21 protein-coding genes are annotated in these 26911 nt (G+C 72.4%); 12 read left to right on the top strand and 9 right to left on the bottom strand.

The genetic code is table 11. The features are described 5' to 3' along the window. Positions 1-7 precede the first annotated feature (7 nt). From ASG45_RS03475 to ASG45_RS03440, 8 genes are read left to right on the top strand one after another with little or no spacing between them, the layout of a single operon-like run. Positions 8-1510: a sugar ABC transporter ATP-binding protein gene (locus ASG45_RS03475; RefSeq protein ID WP_055833247.1), complete on the top strand. Its 1503-nt coding sequence runs from the start codon at positions 8-10 to the stop codon at positions 1508-1510. Continuing rightward, positions 1507-2508: an ABC transporter permease gene (locus tag ASG45_RS03470; protein ID WP_055832845.1), complete on the top strand. Its 1002-nt coding sequence runs from the start codon at positions 1507-1509 to the stop codon at positions 2506-2508. Before ASG45_RS03475 ends, ASG45_RS03470 begins: the two co-directional genes overlap by 4 nt. Beyond that, a complete protein-coding gene (locus tag ASG45_RS03465) occupies positions 2505-3617 on the top strand; it encodes an ABC transporter permease (protein WP_082516434.1) in 1113 nt (370 codons plus the stop codon). The genes ASG45_RS03470 and ASG45_RS03465 overlap by 4 nt, the downstream gene beginning before the upstream one ends. Beyond that, a complete protein-coding gene (locus ASG45_RS03460; RefSeq protein WP_055832844.1) occupies positions 3614-5269 on the top strand; it encodes an FGGY-family carbohydrate kinase in 1656 nt (551 codons plus the stop codon). Before ASG45_RS03465 ends, ASG45_RS03460 begins: the two co-directional genes overlap by 4 nt. Continuing rightward, entirely contained in the window at positions 5266-6234 is a 969-nt protein-coding gene (locus ASG45_RS03455; RefSeq protein ID WP_055832843.1) for an NAD(P)-dependent oxidoreductase, read from the top strand. The genes ASG45_RS03460 and ASG45_RS03455 overlap by 4 nt, the downstream gene beginning before the upstream one ends. Continuing rightward, positions 6231-6935, top strand: a complete 705-nt coding sequence (gene mtnC, locus ASG45_RS03450; protein ID WP_055832842.1) for an acireductone synthase — start codon at positions 6231-6233, stop codon at positions 6933-6935. Before ASG45_RS03455 ends, mtnC begins: the two co-directional genes overlap by 4 nt. Then, a complete protein-coding gene (mtnB, locus tag ASG45_RS03445; protein WP_055832841.1) occupies positions 6932-7564 on the top strand; it encodes a methylthioribulose 1-phosphate dehydratase in 633 nt (210 codons plus the stop codon). Before mtnC ends, mtnB begins: the two co-directional genes overlap by 4 nt. Before the next feature lie 44 nt (positions 7565-7608). After that, entirely contained in the window at positions 7609-8190 is a 582-nt protein-coding gene (locus ASG45_RS03440) for a 1,2-dihydroxy-3-keto-5-methylthiopentene dioxygenase (protein ID WP_055832840.1), read from the top strand. Positions 8191-8374: 184 nt separating this feature from the next. Here ASG45_RS03440 and arfA read toward each other — a convergent pair whose 3' ends face one another. The 6 genes from arfA to ASG45_RS03410 all read right to left on the bottom strand — a co-directional run bounded on the left by arfA (position 8375) and on the right by ASG45_RS03410 (position 15483). Then, on the bottom strand, positions 8375-9889 hold the full coding sequence (gene arfA, locus ASG45_RS03435; RefSeq protein ID WP_055832839.1) for an arabinosylfuranosidase ArfA: 1515 nt from the start codon (positions 9887-9889) through the stop codon (positions 8375-8377). Continuing rightward, positions 9886-11142, bottom strand: a complete 1257-nt coding sequence (locus tag ASG45_RS03430; RefSeq protein WP_055832838.1) for a family 1 glycosylhydrolase — start codon at positions 11140-11142, stop codon at positions 9886-9888. Before ASG45_RS03430 ends, arfA begins: the two co-directional genes overlap by 4 nt. An 11-nt stretch (positions 11143-11153) precedes the next feature. Then, complete coding sequence (locus tag ASG45_RS03425; protein WP_055832837.1) at positions 11154-12047, bottom strand: carbohydrate ABC transporter permease; 894 nt, start codon at positions 12045-12047, stop codon at positions 11154-11156. Then, entirely contained in the window at positions 12044-13006 is a 963-nt protein-coding gene (locus ASG45_RS03420; protein WP_055832836.1) for a carbohydrate ABC transporter permease, read from the bottom strand. The genes ASG45_RS03425 and ASG45_RS03420 overlap by 4 nt, the downstream gene beginning before the upstream one ends. A 70-nt stretch (positions 13007-13076) precedes the next feature. Continuing rightward, positions 13077-14336: an ABC transporter substrate-binding protein gene (locus ASG45_RS03415; protein ID WP_235561554.1), complete on the bottom strand. Its 1260-nt coding sequence runs from the start codon at positions 14334-14336 to the stop codon at positions 13077-13079. 136 nt (positions 14337-14472) lie between these two features. After that, on the bottom strand, positions 14473-15483 hold the full coding sequence (locus ASG45_RS03410) for a LacI family DNA-binding transcriptional regulator (RefSeq protein WP_055832835.1): 1011 nt from the start codon (positions 15481-15483) through the stop codon (positions 14473-14475). Positions 15484-15679: 196 nt separating this feature from the next. Here ASG45_RS03410 and ASG45_RS03405 point away from each other — a divergent pair, with 196 nt between their 5' ends. Beyond that, positions 15680-17776: an RICIN domain-containing protein gene (locus ASG45_RS03405; protein ID WP_055832834.1), complete on the top strand. Its 2097-nt coding sequence runs from the start codon at positions 15680-15682 to the stop codon at positions 17774-17776. Between the two features lie 153 nt (positions 17777-17929). Here ASG45_RS03405 and ASG45_RS03400 read toward each other — a convergent pair whose 3' ends face one another. Beyond that, the gene (locus tag ASG45_RS03400) at positions 17930-21751 is read right to left on the bottom strand and encodes a proline dehydrogenase family protein (protein WP_055832833.1); all 3822 of its coding nucleotides are present in this window, start codon (positions 21749-21751) and stop codon (positions 17930-17932) included. 189 nt (positions 21752-21940) lie between these two features. Between ASG45_RS03400 and ASG45_RS03395 the strand changes: the two genes are divergently transcribed. Next, positions 21941-22918, top strand: a complete 978-nt coding sequence (locus tag ASG45_RS03395; protein WP_055832832.1) for an acetylxylan esterase — start codon at positions 21941-21943, stop codon at positions 22916-22918. A gap of 40 nt (positions 22919-22958) precedes the next feature. Here ASG45_RS03395 and ASG45_RS03390 read toward each other — a convergent pair whose 3' ends face one another. Continuing rightward, entirely contained in the window at positions 22959-23519 is a 561-nt protein-coding gene (locus tag ASG45_RS03390) for an acyl-CoA thioesterase (protein WP_055832831.1), read from the bottom strand. 141 nt (positions 23520-23660) lie between these two features. On the opposite strand from ASG45_RS03390, the gene ASG45_RS03385 reads away from it, so the two are divergent. Then, positions 23661-24167, top strand: coding sequence for a GNAT family N-acetyltransferase (locus ASG45_RS03385; protein ID WP_055832830.1), 507 nt, complete (start codon positions 23661-23663; stop codon positions 24165-24167). A 1-nt stretch (position 24168) separates the two neighbouring features. Then, positions 24169-24945 carry a coenzyme F420-0:L-glutamate ligase gene (gene cofE, locus ASG45_RS03380; protein WP_055832829.1) on the top strand — a complete coding sequence of 259 codons (777 nt, stop codon included), beginning with the start codon at positions 24169-24171 and terminating at the stop codon, positions 24943-24945. A 161-nt stretch (positions 24946-25106) separates the two neighbouring features. On the opposite strand, the gene ASG45_RS03375 is transcribed toward cofE, so the two are convergent. Further along, entirely contained in the window at positions 25107-26888 is a 1782-nt protein-coding gene (locus ASG45_RS03375; RefSeq protein ID WP_055832828.1) for a cytochrome b/b6 domain-containing protein, read from the bottom strand. Positions 26889-26911 lie beyond the last annotated feature (23 nt).

Raw genomic sequence — 26911 nt, 5'->3', positions numbered from 1 at the left:
GCTCCGCATGACCGGCGTCACGAAGGCGTTCGCGGGCGTCCCGGCTCTCCGGGGCGCCTCGATCGACGTGCGCCCGGGCGAGGTGCACGGCCTCGTCGGCGAGAACGGCGCGGGCAAGTCCACGCTCATCAAGATCCTCGCGGGGCTGTACGAGCGCGACGGCGGCACCGTCGTCATCGACGGCACCGAGACCGAGCGGCTCACCCCCTCCGATGCGCACGCCGCCGGCATCCGGTTCGTGCACCAGGAGCTGCAGCTCGTGCCCGACATGACGGTGGCCGAGAACGTGTGGCTCGGCAACGAGCGGAGCGCGGGCGGGGTGCTGCGCGGCCGCGCGATGCGGGCGCGGGTGACCGAGGTGCTGCACGACGTGCTCGGCATCGACCTCTCTCCCACCCGGCTCGTGCGCGACCTCGGGCCCGCCGAACGCAAGCTCGTGCAGGTGGCCCGCGCGCTCGTCGACGACAACGCGCGCGTCATCGTCTTCGACGAGCCGACCGCCCCTCTCGCGAGCGCCGAGGCCGAGCAGCTGCTCGGCATCATCGGACGCCTGCGCGAACGCGGCATCTCGAGCCTGTACATCTCGCACTACCTCGGCGAGGTCACGCGCATCTGCGACCGCGTGACCGTGCTGCGCGGCGGCCTCGACGTGGGGCGCCTCGAGGCGGTCGGCCCCGACAGCGGCCGCGAGATGATCCGCCTCATGATCGGGCGCGAGATCGACGACCTCTACCCCGCCCGCCGTCCGCCGGTGACCGCGCCGGCCGTACTGAGCGCCCGCGGCCTCGGTGTCGGCACCGTGGTGCGCGGCGTCGACCTCGACGCGCGCCCGGGCGAGATCGTCGGGGTGACGGGGCTTCTCGGCTCCGGCGCCTCGGAGCTCGGCGAGGCGCTCGTGGGCCTTCACCGCCACACCGGCGAGCTGCGCCTCGGCGAGCGCCGCTTCCGCCCGTCGAGCCCGGCCGCCGCCCTCGAGGCCGGCGTCGTGCTCGTGCCCCGCGACCGCCGTCACGACGGTGTCGTGCTCGACTTCTCGGTGCAGCAGAACCTCACGCTCTCCACGCTCTCGACCGATGCCCGCGCGGGGCTCCTCGACGCCCCCGCCGCCCGCGCGCGCGCCGACGAGCTGTCGGAGCGCCTCGACATCCGCCCCCGCGACACGACCGCCCAGACGCGGCTGCTCAGCGGCGGCAACCAGCAGAAGGTCGTGCTGGGCCGCAGCCTCGCCGCCGGCGCGCGCGTCATCGTGCTCGACGAGCCCACCGTCGGCGTCGACATCGGCGCCAAGCAGGAGATCTACCGCCTGTTGGCCGAGCTCGCGGCATCCGGGACCGCGGTGGTGGTCGTCTCGACCGACCCCGCCGAGGTGCTCGGACTCGCCGACCGCATCGTGGTGCTCGAGCGCGGACGCGTCGCCCACGAGGTGTCGACCGACGGTCTCACCCTCGAACACCTCAGCGCCCTCGTCACCGGCAGCGGTGACGCACGATCGGAAGGGGATGCCGCGTGAGCGCCCTCGCCGTCGAGCGCCCCGCGCTCGCTCCCCGCATCCGCAGCCTGCTGGCCCGGCGCGGCCCCCTGCTCGTCGTCCTCGCGATGACGGTGTACCTCGCCGTGACGGCGAAGGGCTTCCTCGGCCTCGCCAACGTCACCGCGAGCCTCACCCAGGCGGCCCCGGTCGCGCTGGTCGCGATGGGGCTCGCGATCGTCGTCATCGGCGGCGGCGACGACGTCGTGGTGGGCGGCATCGACCTGTCGATCCCCGCCACCGCGGCGCTGGCGACCGCGATCGTCAGCGATCAGCTGACCTCGTACGGCACACCGTTCGCGGTCGCCTTCGCCCTCGGCATCCTGGTCACGAGCCTGTTCGGCGTGCTGAACGCGATCCTCGTCGGCTGGGTGGGACTGTCGTCGATCCTGGCGACGCTGGCCGTGTACGTCGCGGTCGTGGGCATCACGCGCGTGGTCAGCGGCAACCGCCGCATCGACGTCACCGACCCGCTCGTCGTCGCCGTGCGCGATACGCGGATCGCCGGCATCCCCCTCGCCGCCGTGCTCATGCTGATCGTGGCCGCGGTGCTCGTGTTCGTGCTGGCCCGCACGCCGTACGGCCTGCGCCTGCAGGCGGTCGGCGGCAACCGGGATGCCGCGACCTTCGCCGGCATCCCCGCTCAGCGCTACATCATGTCGACGTTCGTCATCGCGGGCGTCGTGGCGGGGCTCAGCTCGCTGCTGCTCGTCGCGCGCGGCTCGGGCAGCAGCCCGGGGATCGACGAGCGCCTCATGGTCGACATGGTGCTGGCGACCTTCCTGGGCGCCGCCTTCACCCGCCGCGGCACGGTCACCGTGTTCGGCTCGGTGCTGGGTGCCCTGTTCGTGGCGCTGCTGTCGAACGGTCTGATCCTCTCGCGGGTCGCCAACGCGTGGGTCGACGGGTTCAAGGGCGTGCTGATCCTGCTCGTCGTGGCCGCGGCCGCGGCGCGCAAGAACGAGGAGTCCCGCGCATGAGCACGACCGCCCCCCGCGCCCGGTGGTCGGGCGTCGCCGGCTCGGCCGCCGCGACCGTCACCCGCTACGGCTTCGTCGCCGCGTTCGCGGTGCTCATCGTGTTCTTCTCGTTCGCGAGCGACGCGTTCCTGCGCCCGAGCAACCTGCTCAACGTGCTCGACGGCGTCGCGATCCTGCTGCTGGTCGCCCTGGCCCTCACCGTCGTGGTGTCGTCGGGCGGAATCGACCTGTCGGCCGCGGTCGCCGTGGACTTCGGCGCGTGGTTCGCGATCGTGTCGATGATGTCGTTCGGGATGCCGTGGCCCGTGGCCGTGCTGCTCGGACTCCTCGGCGGCGCGCTCATCGGCGCGCTCAACGCCTTCCTCATCGTGGGGCTCGGGGTCACCCCCTTCCTCGCCACCCTCGGCACCTTCTTCATCGGCCGCAGCGCCCAGCAGATCGGCACCAACGGCGGGGCGAGCGTCAGCTTCCGCGCCGCCCCCGAGGGCTTCACCTTCCTCGGCTCGGGCGACGTGCTGGGCATCGGCATCCCGGTCATCATCGCCGCCGTCGCGGCGGTGGGTGTCGGCGTCCTGCTGCACCGCACCCCCGCGGGCGTGCGCATCCAGGCGATGGGCCTGCAAGACCGCGCGGCGGTCGTCGCGGGGCTGCGCACCCGCCGCATCCGCGTGCTCGTCTACGTCGGTGCGGGCGTGCTGTGCGCGGCGGGCGGCATCCTGCTGAGCGCATCGCTGCGCCTGTACACCCCGCTCGCCGGGTTCAGCTACCTGCTCGACGCCATCGCCGCGGTGTTCATCGGCGCCTCGATGCACCCGCGGTCGCGGCCCAACGTCCCCGGCACCGTCGTGGGAGTGCTGTTCCTCGGCGTGCTCGCGAACGGCCTCGACCTGCTCGGCCTCGACTTCAACGTCAAGGCCGCCGTGCAGGGCGTGGTGCTGCTCGTCGCCCTCGTGCTGGCGTACACCGTCGCGCAGCGCGCGCGGGCCGCGGCGGAGCGCCGGCCCGCCCCGGCGGCCCCCGCCGCCGGCACCGTGGGCTCGGCCCCGGCCGGCGAGCGCACCACGATCCCGCCCTCGACCACCGACACCACCTCGGGCGGCACGGCGTGACCCCCGCCGTCCTCGGCATCGACGCCGGCACCACCGCGGTCAAGGCCGTGCTGTACTCGCTCGAGGGCGAGACGCTCGCCGCCGGCCACCGGGCCGTGGGCGTCGTGCGCACCCCCGACGGCGGAGCCGAGAGCGATATCGACGCGGTCTGGGACGCCGTCGTCGGCGCCGTCCGCCAGGCCCTGTCGCTCGCGCGGAGCGCCCAGCCCGATGTCGTCGCGATCGGCGTCACGGGCCAGGGCGACGGCGCCTGGCTGGTCGACGGCGAGGGACGCCCGGTGCGCCCCGCGGCCCTGTGGCTCGACGGCCGAGGCGCCGACCGCGTCGCCGCCTGGCAGCGCGACGGGCGCGACGCCGCCGTCGTCGCCGCAACCGGCTCGGCCAGCTTCCCCGGCACCCTGCCCGTGCTGCTCGACGGCTTCGCCGAGACCGAGCCCGAGACGCTCGCCCGCGCGGCCCACCACCTCAACTGCAAGGACGCGGTGCGCCACCGCCTCACCGGCGAGGTCGCCACCGATCCCTCCGAGGCCTCGCGCACCTACCTCGACCCGGCGACTCTGGCGTACTCCGACGAGATGATCGACGCGCTCGGTCACCGCCGGTTCGCCCACCTCCTCGCCCCGGTGCGCGCCCCGCACGAGGTCGCCGGACCGCTCACCGACGCGGCCGCCGACGAGCTCGGCCTCACCGCCGGGGTCCCGGTGGCCGTGGGGCTCGTCGACTCCGCCGCGTGCCCGGTGGGCCTGGGCGCCCTCGACGATCAAGACGGCTGGGTCGTGCTCGGCACCACCGCCACCGTGGCCGTCAACCGGGCCGATCGGGCCGCCGCCGACAGCGGTATCGGCATCCTTCTCCCCACCGGTCGCGGCACGCAGGTGATCGAGGCCCTGTCGTCGATGGTCGGCACCCCCAACCTCGACTGGGTGCGGGACTCGCTCGGGCTGTCCGATCGCGGGTGGAGCGAGCTGGAGCGCCTCGCCCGCACCGCGACCGACGGCAGCGGGGGCGTCGTCTACCTGCCGTACGGATCGCCGAGCGGCGAGCGCGCCCCCTTCGTCGACTCCGCGGCCTCGGCCTCGTGGGTGGGCATGAGCGTCACGACCACCCCGGCGCAGTTGCTGCGCAGCGTCTTCGAGGGGCTCGCGTTCACCGTGGCCGAGAGCCTCGACCTGCTGGATGCCGGTGACCGGGTGCCCGTGTGCGGCGGCGGCGCGCGCAGCGACCTGCTCTGCCAGTTGCTCGCCGACGTGTCGGGACGCACCATCGTGCGCACCATCGACCCCGAGATCGGCGCGCGCGGAGCCGCGACCGTCGCACTGGTGGCCGCCGGGCTCGCCGACGACCTGGCGGCCGCGGTGCGGGTGTTCCCCGCCGACACGGTCGAGTTCACCCCCCACCTCTCGCTCGCCCTGGGGGCTGCGCGCGACGTGTTCGCGCGCGTGCGCGCGGCGCTGCGGCCGGAGTGGCCCGCGCTGCGCGTGCTGGGTCGACTGTCGCCCCCGGCGGAGACGGCCGCGTCCGATCCCGCGCGCGAGGGCACGCGCCCCGCCACCGACCCCGCCGAGACCGAGCGCGTCGACGCCGCGGCCCCCGCCGCCCACCTCGACGCGTCCCGCCCCGAATCCCCCACCCCCGAGAGGACACGCGCGTGACCCGCACCGTCATCACGGCCCCCTTCGACCCGCGCACCGCCGCCGAGATCGCGGGCGACGTGCTCGTGGCATCCGAAGCCGAGACCGGCCAGTCGCTCGGCGCCCGCGCCGCCGCCGACCCCGCCTTCGCCGCCGCCCTGGCCGACGCCGACGTGGTGATCGCCGAGCTCGACCGCATCGACGATGCGGCCCTCGCGGCCGCCCCCCGCCTCGCGCTCGTCGTCGCGTGCCGCGCGAACCCCGCCAACGTCGATCTGGCCGCGTGCGCCGCGCGCGGGGTCGAGGTGCGCACGACCCCGGGCCGCAACGCCGACGTCACCGCCGACTTCACCCTCGCGCTGCTGCTCGCGACGGTGCGCCACGTGCCCGCAGCCTCGGCATGGCTCCGCGAGGGCCACTGGAGCGCCGACGACGTGTTCGAGCCCTACGCGCGCTTCCGCGGCATCGGGCTGTCGGGCCGTCGGCTCGGCGTCGTCGGCGGCGGAGCGGTCGGCCGCCGCGTCGTCCGGCGCGCCCAGGGCTTCGGCCTGCGCATCGCCGTGTACGACCCGTTCCTCGCCCCCGGCGCCCTCGGCGACGACGTACAGCACGTCGAGCTCGACGACCTGCTCGCCGAGAGCGACATCGTCACCCTGCACGTCCCGCTGACGCCCGAGACGACCGGGCTGCTGGGGGCGCGCGAGTTGGCGCTCCTGCGCTCCGACGCCTACCTGATCAACGCCGGGCGCGCCGCCCTCGTCGATCGTGACGCGCTGCTCGCGGTGCTCCGCGACCGACGCATCGCCGGCGCCGGGTTCGACGTGTTCCACGGCGAGCCCCTCGCGCCCGACGACGAGCTGCTCAGCCTGCCGAACGTCACCCTCACCCCGCACATCGCCGGGGCCTCCGACGACGTCGTCGTCGAGCACTCCCGCCTGGCGGCCGCGGCCGTGGCATCGTTCTTCTCCCGGAAAGAGACCTCATGACCGTCACCCCCACCGCCGACGTCGTCGTGCTCGACATCGAGGGCACGACCTCGGCCGCCGGCTTCATCCTCGGCGACCTCTACGACTACGCCCGCCCGCGCCTCGACGAGGTGCTCGGCCGCGACGACGACACCGTCCGCGCCGCCCGCGCCGACGCGATCGTCGAGACGGGCCTGGATGCCGATGCCTCCGACGCCGAGATCGCCGAGGCGCTGCGCGGACTCATGGCGAAAGACGTCAAGTCGACGCCGCTGAAGACGCTCCAGGGCATCATCTGGGCCGAGGGCTTCGCCGCGGGCGAGATCCACTCGCAGTTCTTCGACGACGTGCCGCCACGCCTGCACGCGTGGCACGAGGACGGCATCCGTCTCGCCGTGTACTCCTCGGGCTCGATCGCCTCGCAGGTGCCGTGGTTCCGCCACGCCCCGCAGGGCGACCTCACCCCCCTCGTCGAGGACTTCTTCGACACCGTGAAGGCCGGGCCGAAGAAGGAGCGCGCGTCGTTCGACGCCATCGCCGCGGCCCTCGATGTCTCGCCCGAGCGCGCCCTGTTCCTCACCGACCACCCCGACGAGGTGACCGCCGCGCTCGCCGCGGGCTGGCAGGTCGTCGCCCTCGACCGCGCGGGCGAGCCGTGGGCCGGCGCCGACTTCGCCGCCCCCGCCGTGGCGTCCTTCGACGAGATCGAGGTCACCCGATGAGTCTTCCCGCCGCCGGTCGCGTGCAGGCCGCCGGGGCCGCCCTCGCCGCCGAAGCCTCGCGCTTCTCGGGCTACGGCTGGATGCGAGGGACCTCGGGCAACCTCTCGGTCGTCGTCGACCGCGACCCGCTCGTGCTCGCCGTCACCGCCTCGGGCCTCGACAAGTCGCTGCTCACCGACGCCGACGTCGTGCTCATCGACGCCGCCGGTCACGCCATCGACGCCGACGACCCCCGTCCCCCGTCGGCCGAGTCGGGCCTGCACGCGCACATCGCCGCCCGCACGGGCGCGAACGCCGTGTTCCACGTGCACGCGTTCGACGCCGTCGTCGCCGGGCACCGGTGGCCGAGCGGCGTCGAGATCCGCGACATGGAGATGCTCAAGGGCATCGGCCACCTCGCCGACGACGAGACGGTCACCATCCCCGTCATCCGCAACCACCAGGACATGACCGTCGAGGCCGGCTGGTTCGACGAGGTCTACCGACCCGCCACGGCCTCGGTGCCCGAGGTCCCCGCCCTGATCGTCGCGAACCACGGCATGTACGCCTGGGGTGCCGATGTGGCTGCGGCCCGTCGCCACCTCGAGATCACCGAGTGGCTGCTGCGCTTCGCCGTCGCGACGCGCTGAGCCACCGGCATCCCTCTTCCCCACCCCCAACGAAAGGAGCGGCCATGACCCTGCTGACCGTCTGGAAAGCGACCGACCCGAGCACGCCCGTGCTCGAGACCACCGAAGAGAGCGAGATCCGCGAGGCCCTCGCCGAACTCGGCGCCCGTTTCTCGCGCTGGGAGGTCAAGGACGTCGCCACCGGCGCCTCGCAGGACGAGGTGCTCGCGCTGTACGCCGACGAGATCGGCGAGGTGAAGGAGCGCGAGGGCTACACCCTCGTCGACGTCGTCGCCCTCGACCCCGCGCAGGACGACTACGACGAGGTCAAGACGCCGTTCCGCGAGAAGTTCCTGTCGGAGCACGCGCACGACGACGACGAGGACCGTTACTTCGCCAAGGGCGCCGGGGTGTTCTACCTGCACGCGAACGAGAAGGTGCACGCGGTGTACTGCGAGGCGGGCGACCTCATCTCGGTGCCGGCGAACACCACGCACTGGTTCGACATGGGCACCTCGCCCCACTACGTGAGCGTGCGCTTCTTCCACGACGACGACGGCTGGGTCGGCCACTTCACCGGCAGCCCGATCGCCGAGTCGTTCGCGTCGTTCGACCAGCTGGCGGAACGTCGCGCGCAGCTCGCCTGAGCCTCCGCTCGGGCCAGCCGGCCCCGGCCGGTCGCACCTCGCAGAAACGCCCGATCCCCGCAGTCTTCCCCACGGATTCTGCGGGGAACGGGCGTTTCTGCGTGCCCGGGTCGCCGTGACGACCCGGGCACGGCGACCGAGGAGATCGCGCTGTCGCGACGAGCCCCTCGCGCTCGTCAGGCGATCATGCCCGCGCGAGCGAGAGCGCAGCCCACGCGATGGGCGGCAGGCTCACGTGCAGGATGCCGCCGTCCAGCCGAGCCGCGACGGTTCCCGGCTGCACGCGCTCGGGCTCGTCGAGCGTGTTGCGCGCGTACGGGTCGTCGTCGTGGAGCAGGTGTGTCTCGACGATCTCGACGTCGCCCAGCCCGCTGACGTCGATCGCGAGGTCGACGGCCTCTTCGCGACCGCGGTGCACCACGAAGATCGCGGTGGCACCGGTCTCGGCGTCGTGGGTGGCGACCGCGTCCACCGCCGGGACCGCGCCGAACTTCTCGGTCCGGATGAGCGGTGCCTCGACCTGCAGGCGTACCGCGTCGCCCTGCGCGAGCCGCGAGGTGATCGCGAAGGGGAAGAACGTCGTCTGGCGCCAGGACGGTCCGCCGGGCTCGGTCATGATCGGGGCGATCACATTGACGAGCTGGGCCAGAGACGCCGATGCCACGCGGTCGGCGTGCTTGAGCAGCGAGATCATGAGGCTGCCGAAGACCACGGCATCCAGAGCCGAGTACACGTCCTCGAGCAGGCGCGGGGCGACCGGCCAGTTGTCGACGCCGGTGATCTGGTCGACGTCGTGGAAGCGGGTCTGGTACCAGATGTTCCACTCGTCGAACGAGATCTCGATTCTCTTCGCGCTGCCGCGCACGGCGCCGACGTGGTCGGCGGTCGCGACGACGGCCTCGATGAAGCGGTCGGTGTCGACGGACGAGGCGAGGAACGAGTCGATGTCGCCGTCGTGCTCCTGGTAGTACGCGTGGCACGAGATCATGTCGACGTCGTCGTACGTGTGCTCCAGCACGACGCGCTCCCATTCGCCGAACGTCGGCATCGACGCTCCCGACGATCCGCACACCACGAGTTCGATCGAGGGGTCCAGCTGGCGCATGCCCTTCGCGGTCTGAGAAGCGATCTTGCCGTAGTCCTCGGCCGAACGGTGGCCGAGCTGCCAGGGCCCGTCCATCTCGTTGCCGAGGCACCACACGCGCACGGCGAACGGCTCAGCCCGACCGTTGTCGATGCGCTGCTGAGACAGGGTCGTGCCCCCGGGGACGTTGCTGTACTCGAGCAGGTCGAGGGCCTCGAGCGTGCCCCGGGTGCCGAGGTTGACGGCCAGCATGAGGTCGCTGCCGGCCTTGTCGAGCCAGTCCGCGAACTCGTGCAGGCCGATCTCGTTCGTCTCGGTCGAGTGCCACGCGAGGTCGAGGCGGCGCGGGCGCTGTGCGCGCGGTCCGACGCTGTCCTCCCACCGGAAGCCCGAGACGAAGTTGCCGCCGGGGTAACGGATCGTCGAGACCCCGAGCTCGCGCACGAGCTCCAGCACGTCGCGACGGAAGCCCTGCTCGTCTGCCTCGGGGTGGCCGGGTTCGTAGATGCCGTCGTAGACGTGGCGGCCGAGGTGCTCGACGAAACCGCCGAACAGACGGCGACGGACGGCCCCGATCGGGAAGCGGGGGTCGAGAGTCAGGCGGGCGGTGGTCATCGTGCTCCTCGGGATGCGTACTCGGCGAATCGGTCGGCGACGGGGTTACGGCGGCGCGCGAGCCCGGTCTCGGTCTCCACGAGGTCGTGGAGCCCCATGGTCAGAAGATGGGCGGACCGCGGCTCGTCGCTGTGCCGGTAGGTCCACTCGTACATGTCGAACAGCGGCCACCACGTGTAGCCGACGACGTCGACCCCGTCGGCGCGAAGCCCCTGGACGGTGGCGACGGAATCGTCCAGCCACCGCAGGCGGGTGGCGACGTCGTCGGTCACGCACGTCTCGGCGAGCATCACCGGCGCGCCGTAGCGGGCGGCGTAGGTGCGCAGCATCTCGGCGAGCCCCTCGACCCCGTCGTCACGCGTGGGACGGGGGTCGGCGAAGCCGCCGGAGTGATGGATGCCGCTCTCGAACAGTTCCGTCGAGTGCCGGGGGTAGTAGTTGACGCCCATCACATCGGGCTGCACGGCGTTCTCGGCGAACCACGCGAGCGTCTCGTCCGAGGTGCCGTGCGCGCGCAGCAGAGGGAGGAGCGGATGGTCCGCCCCGACCGCACCGGTCACGAGATCCTCGACGAGGAAAGCCTGGTGGCGGTATCGCTCGGCCGTCTCGCGGTGTTCGGGAGCATCGATGTCACCGGCGTACCGCATCGACGCGTCGACGTGCACGAAGGTGGCGCGATCGCCGAGCACCTCGGCCACCGCCCGCTGGGTCTCGACGAAGCCGCGGGCGATCGCGGTCGAGATCTCGACGAGTCCGGCGAGGCCCCGACGGTACGGGGGCCAGTAGGCGTACTCGCCGCTGAACAGGGAGTGCAGCATCGGCTCGTTGACGGGGGTGTAGTCGGTGGCGAGGTCGCGATAACGCTCCGCGGCGCGCGCAGCGTACTCGGCGACGAACGAGGCGTAGTCGGGGTGGGCGAACTCGCCCTCGATCCACGTCGGCGTGCCGTAGTGCAGCAGATCGACGATCGGCCGTATGCCGCGAGCGGCGAAGCCGTCGAGCACCCGGTCGGTCCACGACCAGTCCCACGTCCCGCGCTCGGGCGACACGACGTGCCACGGGATCCCCCAGCGCAAGAACTCGGCATCCACCGACACCGCCAGGTCGAGGTCGTCACTCCAGCGCTCGTAATGCTCGGTGAGGGCGTACTCGTCGATCGCGCGCTCGCCCGGGCGTTCTTGCGGCACGAAGGTGTTCTCGATGCCGGCACCGAAGTGCAGCCGGCCGTCGCGATACCAGGGGGTCGTCGACATGGGGGTCTCTCTCATTTCAGTCCCGACGTTCCGACGCTCTCGACGAACCGCCGCTGGATCAGCAGGAACAGGATCGCCAGCGGCAGCACCGCGATCAGCGAGCCCGCCATCATCACGCCCTGCGGGATGATCCCGCCCGGCCCGGTCAGCAGCGTCAAGCCGGAGGTCACCGTGCCCATCTCGGAGTCGGTCGTGAAGACGAGCGGCCAGAGCAGGTCGTTCCAGTTGTTGACGAACGTGAAGATGCCGAGCGTCAGCAGCGCCGGCACCGCGTTGGGCAGAACGATGCTGCGGAAGATGCGCAATTCGCTCGCCCCGTCGATACGCGCAGCGTTGTCGAGGTCGCGGGGCAGCGACAGGAAGAACTGCCGCAGGAAGAAGATGCCGAACGCGTCCGCGGCGCGCGGGGCGATAAGCCCGGCGTAGGAGTTGACCCATCCCAGGTCAGAGACGAGTTGGTAGATCGGGATCAGGGTCGCCTGGAACGGGATCATGAGGCTCGCGATGATCGCGATCAGCAGGATCTTGTTGCCCCGGAAGTCCAGGCGGGCCAGCGCGTAGGCGGCGAGGGAGTCGAACACCAGCGCGAATAGGGTGACCCCGCCCGCGAAGACGAAGCTGTTGGCGATGAGGCGGGCGAAGGGCAGCTCGGTGAAGATCCGCGCGAAGTTGTCGAGCGTCCACTGACCCGGCAGCAGGGTCGGCGGATACGCATTCACCTCGGCCACGGGCTTGAAGGCCGTGAACACGATGATGAGGATCGGCAGCATCAGCACGAGGGTCGAGGCGGCGACCACGACGAGCAGGGTCGCCGACACGAGGCGGCGGCGACGGGCCTGCGGCGAGTTCCGACGGACGGGGATCGCGGATGCCGGGGCGGCGGGCGCGGGAGCGAGGGCGGTCATGCGGCATCCTGCTCTCGTCGTGAGAAGAAGAGGAACTGGGTCAGGCTCAGCACGAGGGTGATGAGCAGCAGGACGTACGACAGGGCGGACGCGAAGCCGAGCTCGAGCTTGCGGAAGCCGGACTGGTAGATCTCCATGACGATCGTCTGCGTGGTGCCGTAGGGGCCACCGCCGGTCATGACGTAGATCTGGTCGAATGCCTGCAGGGCCGCGATGAGCGCGACGATCACGACGAAGCCCATGGTGTTGCCGAGCATCGGGAACGTGATGCTGCGGAAGCGCTGCCATGCGCTCGCGCCGTCTACGCGGGCCGCCTCGTACAGGCTCGTCGGGATGTCCTGGAGCCCGGCGAGGAAGATGACCATGTAGAAGCCGAAGCTCTTCCACACCGCGACGAGCACGACGGCCGGCATGGCGAGGTTGGGGTCCTGCAGGACGTTTCCGAGCTGGATGCCGAGACCCCGCAGCCAGTAGTTGAGCAGACCGACCTGCGGGTCGAGCAGGTACGACCACGCGAAGGCGGCGACCGCGAGAGACACGATGAACGGCGTGAACAGGGCGGTGCGGAACAGGCCGCGCAGCGGCAGCAGCGGATTGTTCAGCAGCAGCGCGAAGCCGAGGGCCAGCGCGATTGCGATCGGGGTGAACATCACGGCGTACAGAGCCGTGTTCCCCATCGCGCGCACGATGTCGGGGTCGGTGAAGACCCGCGCGTAGTTCTCGAGGCCGACGAATTTCTCGCGGCCGAAGCCGCTGGCATCCGTGAACGACAGACGCAGGGCCGAGACCATCGGCCAGGCCACGAAGACCGTCAGGATGACGATGGCCGGGGCGAGGAAGGCGACCACCGTGAGGCGGTGGCGGGGGCTGTGCCGGAGGGGTCCGCGGCCGCCGAGCGGAGCCGGTGGGCGGTAGGCCCCGCGCCGGCGGGGCGGCGCGCTCGGGGCGTGAGTGGTCATGGTCGTCCTGTTCGAGAAGCGGAGGCGAGGACACGGGAGGGGCGACGCGGGCGCCCCTCCCGTGCGTTGGTCACTCGATGGCCTGCTGGATCTTGGTCTGGGCCGTCGAGAGCAGCTCGGTGACGTCGCCACCCGCGACGGCCTTCTGGGTGAGCTCGTCGACGTCCGAGATGACGTCGGTGCTGTTGACCACACCGGGCAGCAGCGCTCGACCCGTCGGGGCGATCTCGCTGAGGGCGGCGACGACCGGGTTGGACGCGACGTCGCTGAGCGGGATGTCGGTGCGCAGCGGAGGCCAGCCCGAGGCGAGCGACCACTGCGTCGCCACGTCTTTCTGGAAGAAGTAGGTGAAGAACGCCTCGGCACCCGCACGCTGCGCGTCGTCGGCCGACTCGGTGACGCCCATCGCGACACCGATCGCCGAGGCCGCCTGCTCGGCGGGACCGGCGGGGAGGGCGGCGATGCCGTAGTCGATGTTGTTGTCCTTGGCGATGGATGCCATCCACGGTCCGCCGACGTGCATGGCGGCCTTGCCCGAGCTGAACAGTTGGTCGGCCGCGATGCCGTCGAGACCCGTGGGCGAGATCTTGTCCTTCGTGATCGCGTCGGTCCAGTACTGGATGGTCTCCGCATTCTCGGGCGAGTCGATGACGGCCTTGTCGCCGTCGACGATCTGACCACCGCCGCTGAGGAGCAGGCTCGGCCACAGGCCGTTGGCCACCGTGGCGTGATCGGGGATCGCGACGCCGTACTGCTCGGGCGTGCCGTCGGCGTTCTCGTCCACGGTGAGCTTCTTGGCATCCGCCACCCATTCGTCCCACGTCGTGGGGGCCTCGGTGATGCCGGCCGAGGCGAACAGGGTCTTGTTGTAGAACATCGCCAGCGGCACGAACCCGGTGGGGACGCCGTAGGGCGTGCCGCCGACCGTGATCATGTCGACGGCCTGGGGCACGAGGTCGGCGGTGTTGCTGTCGGACGACGCGTAGAAGTCGCTCAGGTCGGCGAAGGCGCCGCGATCGGCGTAGACGGGCATGCGCTCCGCCGGCATGGCGACGATCTGGGGGCCCTCTTCGGAACTGAGCGCGGGCAGCAGGGTGTCGTCGATGACCGCCCAGGTCTTGGTCTCGGTGGTGATCTTGTACTTCTGCTGCGAGGCGTTGAAGTCGGCGACGATCTGGTCGAGGACCTTGCCGTCGGCTTCGGTGTAGCCGTGCCAGAACGTGATCTCTGCGGGGCCGTCGGCCGCGGGGCTCGACGAGCCGGAACAACCCGCGAGGAGCAGGGCCGCGGCCCCCACCGTCGCGAGGACGGGCAAGCTGCGCTTCATCATCTTCGATGCCTTTCGTGTGACTGCGTCGTCTTCTCGGCTCGGGCGCCGAGTCTGGTGCAAAGCAATTTACAACGATGGAGGTAAACGTTGTAAATGGATGATCACCCCACCGTCGTGGGATGTCAAGGGCGGGATCTCAGCCCGCCGTGGATTCGCGCTCGACGAGGCGGAAGTCCGCGAGCACCTCGCGCGGTTCGGCGACCGCGTCACCCGTGATGCGCTGGACCAGCAGGTCGACCGCCACGCGCGCGATCTCGGAGCGGCCAGGATCGATCGTCGTCAGCGCCGGCAGTGAATAGCGGGTCTCGTCGAGGTCGTCGAAGCCGACGAGGGCGACCTCCTCGGGGATGCGGATACCCCGTTCGAGCATCACGCGCATCGCCCCGAGCGCGATCGAGTCGTTGAAAGCGACGACGCCGTCGAAATCGAGGCCCGTATCGAGCACCGCGCGCATCGCATCGGCACCGTCGACGCGATGCCACCGGTCGACGGGCACCACCAGAACGGGATCGACCTCGAGTCCCGCGTCGGCGAGAGCAGCCTCGTAGCCGCGCAGGCGGAGCCCCGCGGACCCGACGATCTCTCCCGGGTGCGAGCCGAGAGCCAGCACGCGTCGACGCCCCGCGGCAAGCAGGTGCGCCGTGGCCGCGCGAGCCGCCTCGGTGTTGCGCATCGTCACGTGGTCGTGGGCGGAGTGGAAGATCCGCTCCCCCAGCAGCACCATGGGCATGCCGACCTCGTCGAGCAGGGGCGCGTCGTCCTCCCCGAGGGAGAGCACCGAATACAGCACGCCGTCGAGACCCCGGCGACGCGCCCCACGCAGGGCCGCGAGCTCACTGTCGCGATCCGCGTCGAACTGCTCGATGAGCACCGAGAACCCGTGCGCGCGCGCCGCGCGCATGACATCGTCAGCGAGTTCGGCGAAGTACGGGTTGCGCAGATCCGGCACGATCAGGCCGATCATGTCGGTGCGCCCCGATCGCAGGGTGCGGGCGGCCTGGTTGGGCCGATACTGAAGCTCGTCGATCGCCGCTTCGACCCGCTCTCGTGTCGCGTCGCGCACGTGCGGATAGTTGTTGATCACGTTCGAGACCGTCTTGATCGACACCCCGGCCGCACGGGCCACGTCGTGCAGCGTCGCCGTCATGGCATCCCCCTCGTTCTGGTCGAGACTCTACAACGTTGCACAACAAAGCCTTGACGGCGAAGCTCGCGGCCGTTTACGGTCGTGCCGTCTCTACAACGTTGTAGTAGCGCGGTCGAGACTCCATCCGCACCGAGCGGGTCGCTGCGCCGACGCGGGCGCGCACCGGCAGCCGCCTCCACCCAGAGGAGCACAGAACATGCCACACCCTTCTTCCCTCGCGCGACGACGATCGCGCCTTCTCGCCGCGGCACTGACCGCCGCGGTCCTGGCCGTCGGCGGGATCGCCGCCTCGGCCCCCGCCTCAGCGGTGACGACCGGCAACGGCTCGGTGGTCTATTCGCCCCCGGCGGGGTCGTCGTTCAACCCCGAGGGCGGCACTCCCGCCGGCACGACGTACGCGAAGATCGTCGTCCTGAAGAACAACGGGTCGAACAACGGCACGCAGCTCGTCACCTTCGACAAGCTCGTCCTCCAGAACGGGCGACAGGTCTATCCCATCTATCGCAGCGCTGACGACGGGTCGTCGTGGACGAAGATCGCCGACGTCGACCCCAGCAGCACCTTCCCCGGATACACGCGCACGGCGCAGCCGTTCCTCTACGAGCTCCCGCAGGCTTCGGGCTCGCTCCCCGCGGGCACGCTCCTGCTGACCGGCATGATCATGCCCGAGGACCGCTCGAGCAGCCGGCTCGTCGTCTACAAGAGCGCTGATCGAGGCGCCACCTGGTCGTTCCTCAGCACCATCGACTCCGGCGGCCCCGCGGTGTACGACCCCAGCCCCTCCTCCACGACGACCACCGTCTGGGAGCCCTCCTTCGCGGTCGACGGCGGGGGCGGTCTCGTGGCGTACTACTCCGACGAGCGGCAGAAGGCATCCGGCGTCCTCCAGGCCGTGTCGTACCGCCGCTCCACCGACGGCGGGCAGACGTGGGGCGCGCTGTCGAATGTTTCGGCACCGCCGAACCAGAGCGACCGCCCGGGAATGATCACGGTCGCCAAGCTCCCCGACGGGCGCTACATCGCCACCTTCGAGGTCGTGAATCGCCCGAGCCAGTCGCAGAACACCGCGCCGGTCTACTTCAAGACGTCCGCCGACGGGCTGAACTGGGGCGACACGACCAGCATCGGCACCCCCATCCGTCTCGCCGACGGGCGCGGGATCGGCTCCTCGCCGTACGTGAAGTGGGTGCCGGGCGGGGGCCCGAAGGGCATGGTCATCGTGGCATCCAAGTGGTCGCTGACCTCGTCGGGGGCCATCGACGGCGGCCAGAACCTCTACGTCAACTACAACCTGGGCGCCGGCGCCTGGGAGCGCCTCCCGATGCCCGTGACGTACGACGCGAGCGACACGCAGGGCGGGAACTTCAGCGGCTTCGCGCAGGGTCTCGACGTCGGCACCGACGGGCGCACGCTCTACCAGGCGACCAACGTCGAGAACACCGCCACCGGACTCAACGACATCCGCGTCGGATCGATCCCGGTGGATGCCCAGCAGTACGAGGCGGAGAAGGCGACGATCACGGACGCCACGGTGGTCGCGCACGTGCAGGCGTCGAACGGTCTCAAGGTTGGCAACATCAACAACGCCGGGAGCTCGGTGCAGTTCACCGTCCGCGCCCCGGCCGCGGGTCAGTACACGCTGAACGTCCGGTACGACAACGGCAGCGGCAGCACGTCCACCCACGGTGTCAGCGTCAACGGCGGGACCAGTTCGGCAATCTCCTACCCGCCGACCGTCGACTGGGGCCGCTACGCCTGGGCGCAGAAGACGGTCACCCTGACCTCGGGCGTCAACACCATCCGGTTCACCAAGGGCACGGGCTTCGCCGAGATCGACACGCTGCACGTGTGGCGCTCGAGCACACTCGACCCGCAATTCCAGGTCGTCAACCGCAACAGCGGGAAGCTCCTCGAGGTCGGATCGGCCTCCCTCGCCGACGGCGCTGCTGTGGGGCAGTGGGGCCCGACGGAGAACGCGACACAGAGGTGGACGCTTCGCCCCACCGGAGTGATGACGCAGCTGGTGAACCTCAACAGCGGCAAGCTGCTCGAGATCCCGGGAGCCGCGACCGCTGACGGCGTCGACGCCGCACAGTGGGGTCCCACGGGCAACACGACGCAGAACTGGAACGCCGCGACGAGCGGCGGCTGGTGGACCTTCACCAACGCGAACAGCGGCAAGCTGCTCGAGATCGACGGCTGCTCGACCGCCGACGGCGCCGCCGCGCAGCAGTGGACCGCCAACGGTCTCACGTGCCAGCAGTGGCGGCTCGTGCGCGAGGGCATCCAGTAGGACCCGAGCCCGCCCGGCGTGCCTCGGCGGCGCCGGGCGGGCTCCCCGCGCCGCCGAGGCCGCACCGGATCGCCGAAGCCGCATGCCATGGCCCCGATCGGCTGCGTCCTCTACGAACGAGTGCGGTCTCGGCGCTCGGTTGCGCCGTCGGCGTCAGATGACCTCGGCGCTCCACGCGTCGCGCCGGCCGAAGCGGAACGCGCCGATCGACACCGACTGCTCGCGCAGGAACGGCAGCAGCTCCAGGCGCCCGGCCGTGGTCACCTCGTCGGCGTAGACCGTCAGCGACACGTCGCCCGCGACCGTCTCGGCGACGGCCGCCCGCAGCATCGACACGGTCGCCGCGGGGCCGACGAGTCGCACACGGGCGAGCCGCGGGGCGGCGATCAGGTCGGTGGCCTCGGTCTCGGCGGCCTCCGGGGTGCCCCCCGCCAGCCGTTGCAACCACTCCGCGTCGCTCTCGACCGAGACGGCGACGTTGCTCTCGCTGAGCAGGTGGCGCACCGCCGCGGGAAGGCCGACGGGCGAGCTGAGGGTGAATGTCGACCCCGAGCGCACCGCGGCGACCAGCACGCGCAGCACCGCCTGCCACGCGGCATCGGCGGTGGCGCGGATGGCGACGTCGGCCGGGCGGTACCGCCAGAGGTTGCGCTCGACGCCGAGGCGCGAGACGTCCTTCACGCGACCGAACTCGCGGTCCCACGCCACGGCGTCCGACAGCGCGCCGCGCCGCAGCCAGTCGAAGGCCTCGTACGACAGCGTGGGTTGTGCCGCCTCGATGAGCCCGGTGATGCGACTGTCGAGCCCGCGCAGGTGCAGGGTCGACGATGCGGCCCCGCCCGACGACGGCCGCCACGACCCCAGCGTCACGAGGCGGTGCGGTCCGCCCGACATCGCGCCGGTGCCGACCGCGGCTTCGCCCCAGCCGCCGAGGGGCTCGCGCTGCACGACGGCGCCCGAGGTCGGCCGGTTCACCCGCAGCACGGCCGCCTCGGCCGTGTCGAGCCAGAGTTCGAGGTCGGCGGCATCGCGGGTGTGGAGCCCGGCGATGAAGCCCGAGCCGATCTCGTTCTGCATCTCGATCGCGCGGGTGACGGTCGGCGCGTGCAGGATGCCGAGCACCGGGGCCGCGATCGCGGCACGGGTGAGGTGCGACCCGGCGGTGACACCGGTGCGCACGCCCGGCGTCCAGAAGCGTCCGGCCGTCTCGGGTCCGAGGTCGAGTTCGCGCGGCTGCACCAGCCACCGTTCGCCGTCGCCGAGAACGGTCAGCGCGCGGCGCACCTCGCCCGTGGGCTCTTCGACGAGCGGGCCGACGTCGGACAACGGATCGACCGCCGGCCCGACGCGCAGCGACGAGACGGCATCCTTCAGCTGGTCGGTGAAGCGCGACGAACGGGCCACGGCGCCCACGAGGATCACGAGCGAGGCGGCGGTGGCCGCTTGACCAGCGCGCGCGAAGGCGCTGTCCACGATGTCGGCGACGGCCTCGTCGAGATCGGCCGACGGCGCGACGATCACGGCGTTGCGTCCGGCGGTGAACGCCTGCACCGGCAGGGCCGGGCGCCACGCGGCGAAGCGCTCCGCGGTCGAGCGGGCACCGGCCAGCAGCACGCGGTCGACACCGGGGTGCACGATCAGCGCGCGCCCCGAGGCGTCTTCGTTGAGGTCGACGAACGCCAGCAGGTCGCGCGGAACACCGGCTGCCCACAGGGCCTCGGCCACGACGGCGCCGCTGCGACGCGCCCGTGGTGACGGGGTGAGCAGCACCCCGGAGCCGGCGGCCAGCGCGGCGAGCGTCTCGGCGGCGCAGAGCCCCACGGGGGCGTTCCACCGCGGGGCGACGACGGTGACCCGATCGGGGACGAACACCGCTCCCGGCACCCGGTCGAGTTCCTTCACCGTCGAGGCGTAGTACCCGGCCGCGTCGACCGCCTGGCTCACCTCGACATCGGCCTCGGCGACGAGGGCCCCGCCCTCCGACGCCAGCACCTCGATGAGCTCGGCGCGGCGTTCCTCGAGCGCGCGCGCCGCCGACAGCAGCACGGCGGAGCGGTCCGCCGCCGCGAGCGCTCCCCACGGCTCGGCGGCGGTGCGCACGCGCTCGATCACGGCGTCGAGGCCGGGTTCGTCGTCGATGCGTCCCGCCGCGGCGGTGGCGTCTCCGGCGGTCGACCCGTCGGCGCGACCGAGGGCGGCGAGCGCCCAGGCACGGTCGTCGGGCACGGTGGGGTCGGTATCGGCGACGTTGCGGAAACCGGGCGCGCCGCCCGCGAGCTCGGCGCTCTCACGTGCCGAGAAGACGGCGGTATCGACGAACGCCTGCCCGCCGAAGAGCATCTGCTGCACGTCGGGGCCGAGGGCGGAGGTGTCTCCGGATGCCGCGGCCTCCCGCGCGATGCCGAGCACCGCCTGGGTGAGTCCGGGCTCGGCGGCGTCGTCGTCGGCCCGCTCGCGCAGGATCGCGGGGTCGGCTGCGAGGTCGCGGTGCGGGGCGCGCCCGGCGGGCGCAGGAGCGTCGGCGGCGGCGAGGGCGCGACGCGCACGGGCAGCCACCGCCGCGGTCTCGGGCGCGACCGCGTCGGGCCGTGACACCTCGTCGAGGGGGGCGGTGTCGGCTCCGTCCCCGGGGTCCCGCTCGGCGGACGCGTCCGGCGCGTCGGCATCGCCCGCGTCGTCGGGGTCTTCGGCGCGCTCCGCTCCCGCGGCGGGGCGCGGGGCGGCGGGCGCCGTCACAGGCAGCGCGGGAGCGCTCGCCACGACGCGCGCGTATGCCGAGGCCAGGCGGGCAGCGACCGCGTCGAGGTCGTCGGGGTGCACGGCCGCGGCCGCGACGACGTGTGCGGCGTCGGGGAACCACGACGCCGAGGCGGGCAGCACCAGGGTCGGCTCGGCCCCCGCGCTCGCGGCGACGGCGAGCACCAGGGCGGCGCGTTCGGGATCGGCGGTCGCGAACTCGACGGTGAGACCCTCGCGGCCGCGCGCACTCACCGCGTCGCGGAGCGCCCGCACGGCGAGGGCGTCGATATCGTCGCGTCCGGTCGCCGCGGGGGCGGCCCATCCATGTCGGGCCGCGGTCACGGCATCCGGGCTCTGCGAGGGCGCATCGCTCAGCCGCACCGTGAGGCGGGCACCGCCGTCGGCGACGCGCACGCGCGCCCACGCGGCCAGCTCGCGCACCGCGTCGAGGCTCTCCACGACGGCGACCGGCAGCGCGATCCCCGCCGTGAGATCCCGCAGGCGGGGCTCTTCGAGCACGCGGGTCAGTACGGCGACGGTGAGGTCGAGGTCGTCTCGGCCCTCGACGACGAGCGTCAGATGGGTGCCGGTCGCCGCGGCATCCAGGTACAGCGGCAGAAGCCGCTCGGCGGCGTGCTCGACGTCGGCGTCGAACGCCCAGGGCGAGAGCCCCGCCACCGCGTCGGCCACCGCGAGCGAGAGGCGGTCTACGTCGTCGCGGGCGGCCAGGGCACGGATGCCGTCGAGTCGGCGCCGCGCCGAGGCCTCGCCGAGCACGGCGGGGCCGACGAGCCGCACGTCGACCGCGGCGTCGGGGGTACGGAGGGCGCCGATGCCGGCACCGAGGCGTTCGGGGCGGGCATCGAGCGCGAGGCCCGCGAGCAGATCGCGCAGGGCGCGGCGGGCGAGGGGAACCGCGGGCGTCGGCAGCACGGGCGCCACCGCCCCGCCCAGCTGGATCGCTCCCCGCACGAACCAGGGCAGGATCGCGGGCACGTCTTCGGCGAGACGATGCAGCGCCGCAGCCGCGGCCGTCGTGCTCTCGGGGCGCAGCACGCCGTCGGCCACCGCGGCGGTGAACTCCGCGGCCTCGGCGTCGAGCGGCATCTCGCCACGGCGGGTCGGCGCGGCGGGGGCGGGGTGGCGCGGCACGAAGGTCGCCGCGCGCGCGGCTGCCCGGGCGGGAACGTCGGAGGAGAGCGCAAAACCGGTGGCGCGCGGGTCTTTCGTGCTCATGCGGCCAGCCTAGGGATCGCGCGCGTGGCATCCCGACGGCCCGCCGCGCAACCCGCGGATCGGCGCGGAGCGCGGGTCGCGGCGCGCCGGTCGCGGCGCACGGTTCGTTACGTGGCCGGTCGCGGCGCGGGGCGAGGCGCCGTCGGTTCGCTACTGTCGGGTCAGCCCTTCACCGACGAAAGACCACGCATGGCTCAGACCTTCACCGACCTGCCGCTCGAGCTGCTGCGCGAGTACCGCCCGGCGCTCACCGCACCCGCCGACCTCGACGCGTTCTGGGGCGAGACGCTCGCCGCGGCCCGCGAGGCCGCCGGCCCCACGGTCCTGACCCCGGTCGACGGCCCCGTGCGCGCACTGAGCGTGCACGACCTGACGTTCACCGGTTTCGGTGGCGACGAGATCCGCGGCTGGGTGGTGCGCCCGCACGGCGACGAGGTGCTGCCCGCCGTCATCGAATACATCGGCTACGGCGGAGGCCGCGGCCTCCCCGGTGAGCGCACGAACTGGGCCGCCGCCGGGTACGTCCACGTCATCATGGACACCCGCGGCCAGGGATCGGCCTGGAGCGTGGGCGAGACCCCCGATCCCCACGGCTCGGCCGCCGCGTTCCCGGGCGTGATGACCCGCGGCATCCGCGATCCCCGCGACTACTACTACCGCCGCCTCTGCACCGACGCCGTGCGTCTCGTCGACGAGGTCGGGCGAATGCCGGGAGTCGACGCCTCACGCATCGCGGTGACCGGAGTGAGCCAGGGCGGCGGACTCTCGATCGCCGCCGCGGCCCTCGCCGGCGACGCCGTGGCCGCGGTGCTTCCCGACGTGCCGTTCCTGTGCGACTTCCCGAACGCGATCGTGCGCACGCCGTCGGCCCCCTTCACCGAGATCACGAGGTTCCTCTCGGTGCACCGCGACGACGCCGCCCGCGTGCTCGAGACCCTGTCGTACGTCGACGGCGCCATCCTCGCCCGGCGCATCACGGCGCCGGCGCTCTTCTCGGTCGCGTTGATGGACGACGTCGTGCTGCCCTCGGGCGTGTTCGCGGCGTTCCACGCCCTGGCATCCGAGGACGCGGCGATCGAGGTGTACCCGTACAACGGGCACGAGGGCGGCGGGTACCGCCACTGGATGCGGCAGGTCGCCTGGCTCGACGTGCGCTTCGCGCGCTGAGCCAGGCCGGGTCGGGCCGGACCGGGGACCGGCCCCGACGTCACTCCCAGACGCTGGGCGCCGGACGCTTCGTCGACGGCAGCGATGAGCCGTCGGCCCACTCGTGCACCCACGCCTCGATGTCGGGCAGCCCCTCGGGCCGGCCGACCGCGGCGAAGAGCTCGTCGTGCGGCACCGTTCCGCCGGTGCGTCGCAGGATGCGGGCGCGGATGATCGCGCGCGCGTAGATCTCGCCCTTCACGAGCGCCCGGTGCTCGAGGTAGACCGCGCGGTCGTCGTGGCCGATCAGACGCGTCTCGAGGTCGAAGCGCTGCCAGAGCTCGAGCGAGCGGCGGAACGTGATCGTCTCGGCCGCCACCACGGCGTACCAGCCCTGCGCGGTCATCGCCGAGACGAGGCCCGCGCGGGTCAGCAGGTCCCACCGTCCGAGGTCGAACAACGACAGGTACCGACCGTTGTTCAGGTGCCGCAGCAGGTCGATGTCGGTGGGCAGCACGCGGATGCGCAGCCGCGTCACCGTGTTCGGATCGAGGGGTCCCTCACGCCGCAGGCGACGGCGGGCACGGACGAGCACGAGAAGGGTGCGCCAGAGGACGTTCACGAGGGGCGAGCGTAGCGATTCGACGACGAACCGGCGATTGCTTTGTCGATTCACCACAGCACGCGCGGCGTGCCCCTCCGGCATCCGCGGCGCGTCCTCGCCCGATTTCCCGCGCGCCGAGCCCGCGCGTAGAGTCGCGCCATGACTGCGGAATCCCGAACCGACATCGTCGTCCGTCCGGTGCGAGACGTGGATGCCGAGGCCCTGGGCCGCGTGCACGCCACCTGCTGGCACGAGACCTACGATCACCTGATCAGCACCGCCGCCCTCGAAGCGGTCTCCCCCCGCCGCATGGCCGAGCTCTGGACCCATTGGGCTTCGCAGGGCGACGACTACCGCATGCACGCCGCCCTCGTCGACGGCGAGATCGTCGGCTTCGTCGGCTCGGGTCCCGCCCGCGACGACGACGCCCCGCGCGAGCGCGAGCTGTACTTCATCTACCTGCTCGACGCCTTCCACGGCACCGGGATCGGCCAGCAGCTCTTCGACGCCGCGATCGGCGACGGCGAAGGCGTGTACCTGTGGGTCGCCGACGACAACCCGCGCGCGCACCGTTTCTACGCCCGCAACGGGTTCTCGCTCGACGGTGCTTCGCAGGTGCAGCCGTTCCTCGGTGAGGAGCTCACCGAGGTGCGCTTCGTCCGCTGACGTGTTGCAGATCTGGGCCCTCGACGGCATCCGTGAGATCACCCCGGGCGACGACCTCGTCGGGGTGATCCTCGATGCCGTGACCTCGACGCCCGGCGACGAGACGGCCCTGCGCGACGGCGACATCGTCGTGGTCACCAGCAAGATCGTGTCGAAGGCCGAGGGCCGCATCATCCACGCGTCGGATCGCGAAGACGCCATCACGCGCGAGACCGTGCGTCTGGTGGCCTCGCGCACCTCGCCGGCGGGACACGTGACGCGCATCGTCGAGAACCCGCTGGGCATCGTGTCGGCCGCGGCCGGCGTCGATGCGAGCAACACCCCCGAGGGCACGGTGCTGCTGCTGCCGGTCGACCCCGACGCCTCGGCGCGGGCGCTGGCCACCGGGCTGCGCACCGCCACCGGTGCCCACGTCGGTGTGATCATCACCGACACGCTCGGCCGCGCGTGGCGCGAGGGTCAGACCGACCACGCGATCGGGGCGGGTGGCATCCACGTCTTCGAGGATCTCCGCGGAACCACCGATGCCGAGGGCCGCCCGCTCGTGGTGACCCTGCCGTGCGTCGCCGACGAACTCGCCGCCGCCACCGACCTGGTCAAGGGCAAGGCCGCCCGCCGCCCCGTGGCCGTCGTGCGGGGTCGCGCCGACCTGGTCGGCGACCTCGACCTGCCCGGCGCCCGCTCGATCGTGCGCGACCCGGCGCGTGACATGTTCCGCCAGGGCGCCGACGAGGCCTACGCCGAGGGCTTCGCCGCGGGTCGAGCGACGGCGGTCTGACCACCCGCCCGCGCGGCCGCCGCGCGGCGCCGGCACGGGCGGCGGGGACGGGCGAGGGGCGGTCGTCGCGAGACCGCAGTTGATCGTCGAAGACGCACCCGTTCGTCGACGAACACATACGTCCTGGGCGATCGAGTGCGGCCTCGGCACCCCACCCCGGATCAGCGCTGCTTGACGTCGCCGAACAGGCGGGCGATCGGCACGAGCACGCGCGGGCGGGCGGCCACCCATCCGGCGGCCATCACCAGCAGGGATGCCGCGAAGATCAGCAGACCGGTCGGATCGCTGGTGTACTCGCCCGGGTCGACAGATCCGCGGGCGGCGTACATGTGATTCAGGTTGCGCAGGGCACCGGTGGCCAGCACGAGGCCGACGTGCACCACGATGAACGCCACGAAGAACAGCATCACCGGGAAGTGGATCTTGCGCGCCCACTCCACCGGGTACAGCCGGTTGAGACGCTCGGCGTCTTTCGGCCATACGCCCGACAGTCGCACACCGCTGATGATGGCCAGGGGCGCGGCGACGAACGTGATCGCGAAGTACGACAGCTGCTGCAGGCTGTTGTAGTTGACCCAGCCGTTCTCGGTCGGCCAGTCGAGCGACACGTACTGCAGGGCCGCCGACAGGGCGTGGGGGAAGACCTCCCACGAGGTGGGGACGATGCGCATCCACTGCCCCGTGGTGAACAGCAGCACCACGAAGATCACACCGTTCGCGATCCACAGGATGTCGACCGCCTGATGGAACCACAGGCCCAGGCTGATGCGGCGCCGCTTGTTCTTGCGTGGTGACCAGAACGCCGCGGGGCGCTTCTCGCGGCGCACCTGCCAGCCGGTGCGGATGATGAACAGCAGGAAGAAGCTGTTGAGGAAGTGCGACCAGTTCAGCCACACCGGCAGACCGACGGGCGCCCCCTCGGGCAGCGGGTACTCGCCCGGGAACGCCGCCAGGAACTCCCTCCCCGGCTCGAGCGCCAAGACGAAGCGGGCGAGCAGCACCACGATGGCCGCGAGCGCGAGCGCGAACACGCCCAGCACGGCGGCCGATCCGAGCCACTGCACCGCCGTGTACGGACCGAGCCGCTTCGGCTCCGCGCCTTTCGACCGGTGTGCGGATGCCGCGGCCCCCGGCCAGACGGTTCGGGGCACGGTCAGCGGCGGTCGAGGCGCGGCGGGGGTGACGGCATCCGGCGACGGCATCTCCGCGTCGGTGGGAGCGGACGCGGGCGCCTGGTCGGCGGACGGGGTCGGCGTCGAGGGGGAATCGGAGCGCGATTGCTCCGCGGGCGCCGCCGCGGCGGGCGGGGTCGGCGTCGAGACGGAACCGGAGCGCGATTGCTCCGCGGGCGCCGCCGCGACGGACGACGGCTCCGACGGCGCGGACGACGGGCGCACGGATGCCGGCGGCCAGGGCTGGCCGCCCGGCTCGCGCGGCAGTCCCCGGCGGACGCCCGACGCGGCTTCGCCCGACGCTGCTTCACCCGACGCCTTCGCGACGGTGTCGTCACCGGCACCGGTCGACCCGGACGGAGGGACCGTCTCGGCCGCCGCGGCGCCCACGCGCGGACGCGCTCCGGCGATGGTGGGCTCCGCCGCGGTCTCGGGCGTGATGTCGGTCGGCGCCGGCGCGAGAGCCGGCGGCCAGGGCTCGCCGCCCGGCTCCCGCGGCAGCCCCCGCCGCACCTCGGGCGTGCTCGCACGCGCGGTATCCGCAACCGCGGGGCCGCCGGTGGCGGGGGGCGCGGTCGGGAGCGCGGCGTCGGACTGTGACTCCGGCTGGTGCGACGCGGCCTGCTCCGGCTCGGCCGATCCGGTGCCGAGCGGTGCCGCCGACGCGTCGGCGGAGTCCTGCCCGGGCGCGCCGGACGCCGCGGGCGGCCAGGGCTCCCCGCCGGGGATGCGCGGGAGCCCGCGACGCGGGGTGGGTGGTGTGGACGCCATCTACTTCGTGGGGCTACTTCTCG

Origin of the sequence: Microbacterium sp. Leaf436 (genome assembly GCF_001424715.1) — a bacterium.
Taxonomy (GTDB): Bacteria; Actinomycetota; Actinomycetes; order Actinomycetales; family Microbacteriaceae; genus Microbacterium.
This window is presented reverse-complemented; position numbering and strand designations above follow the sequence as displayed.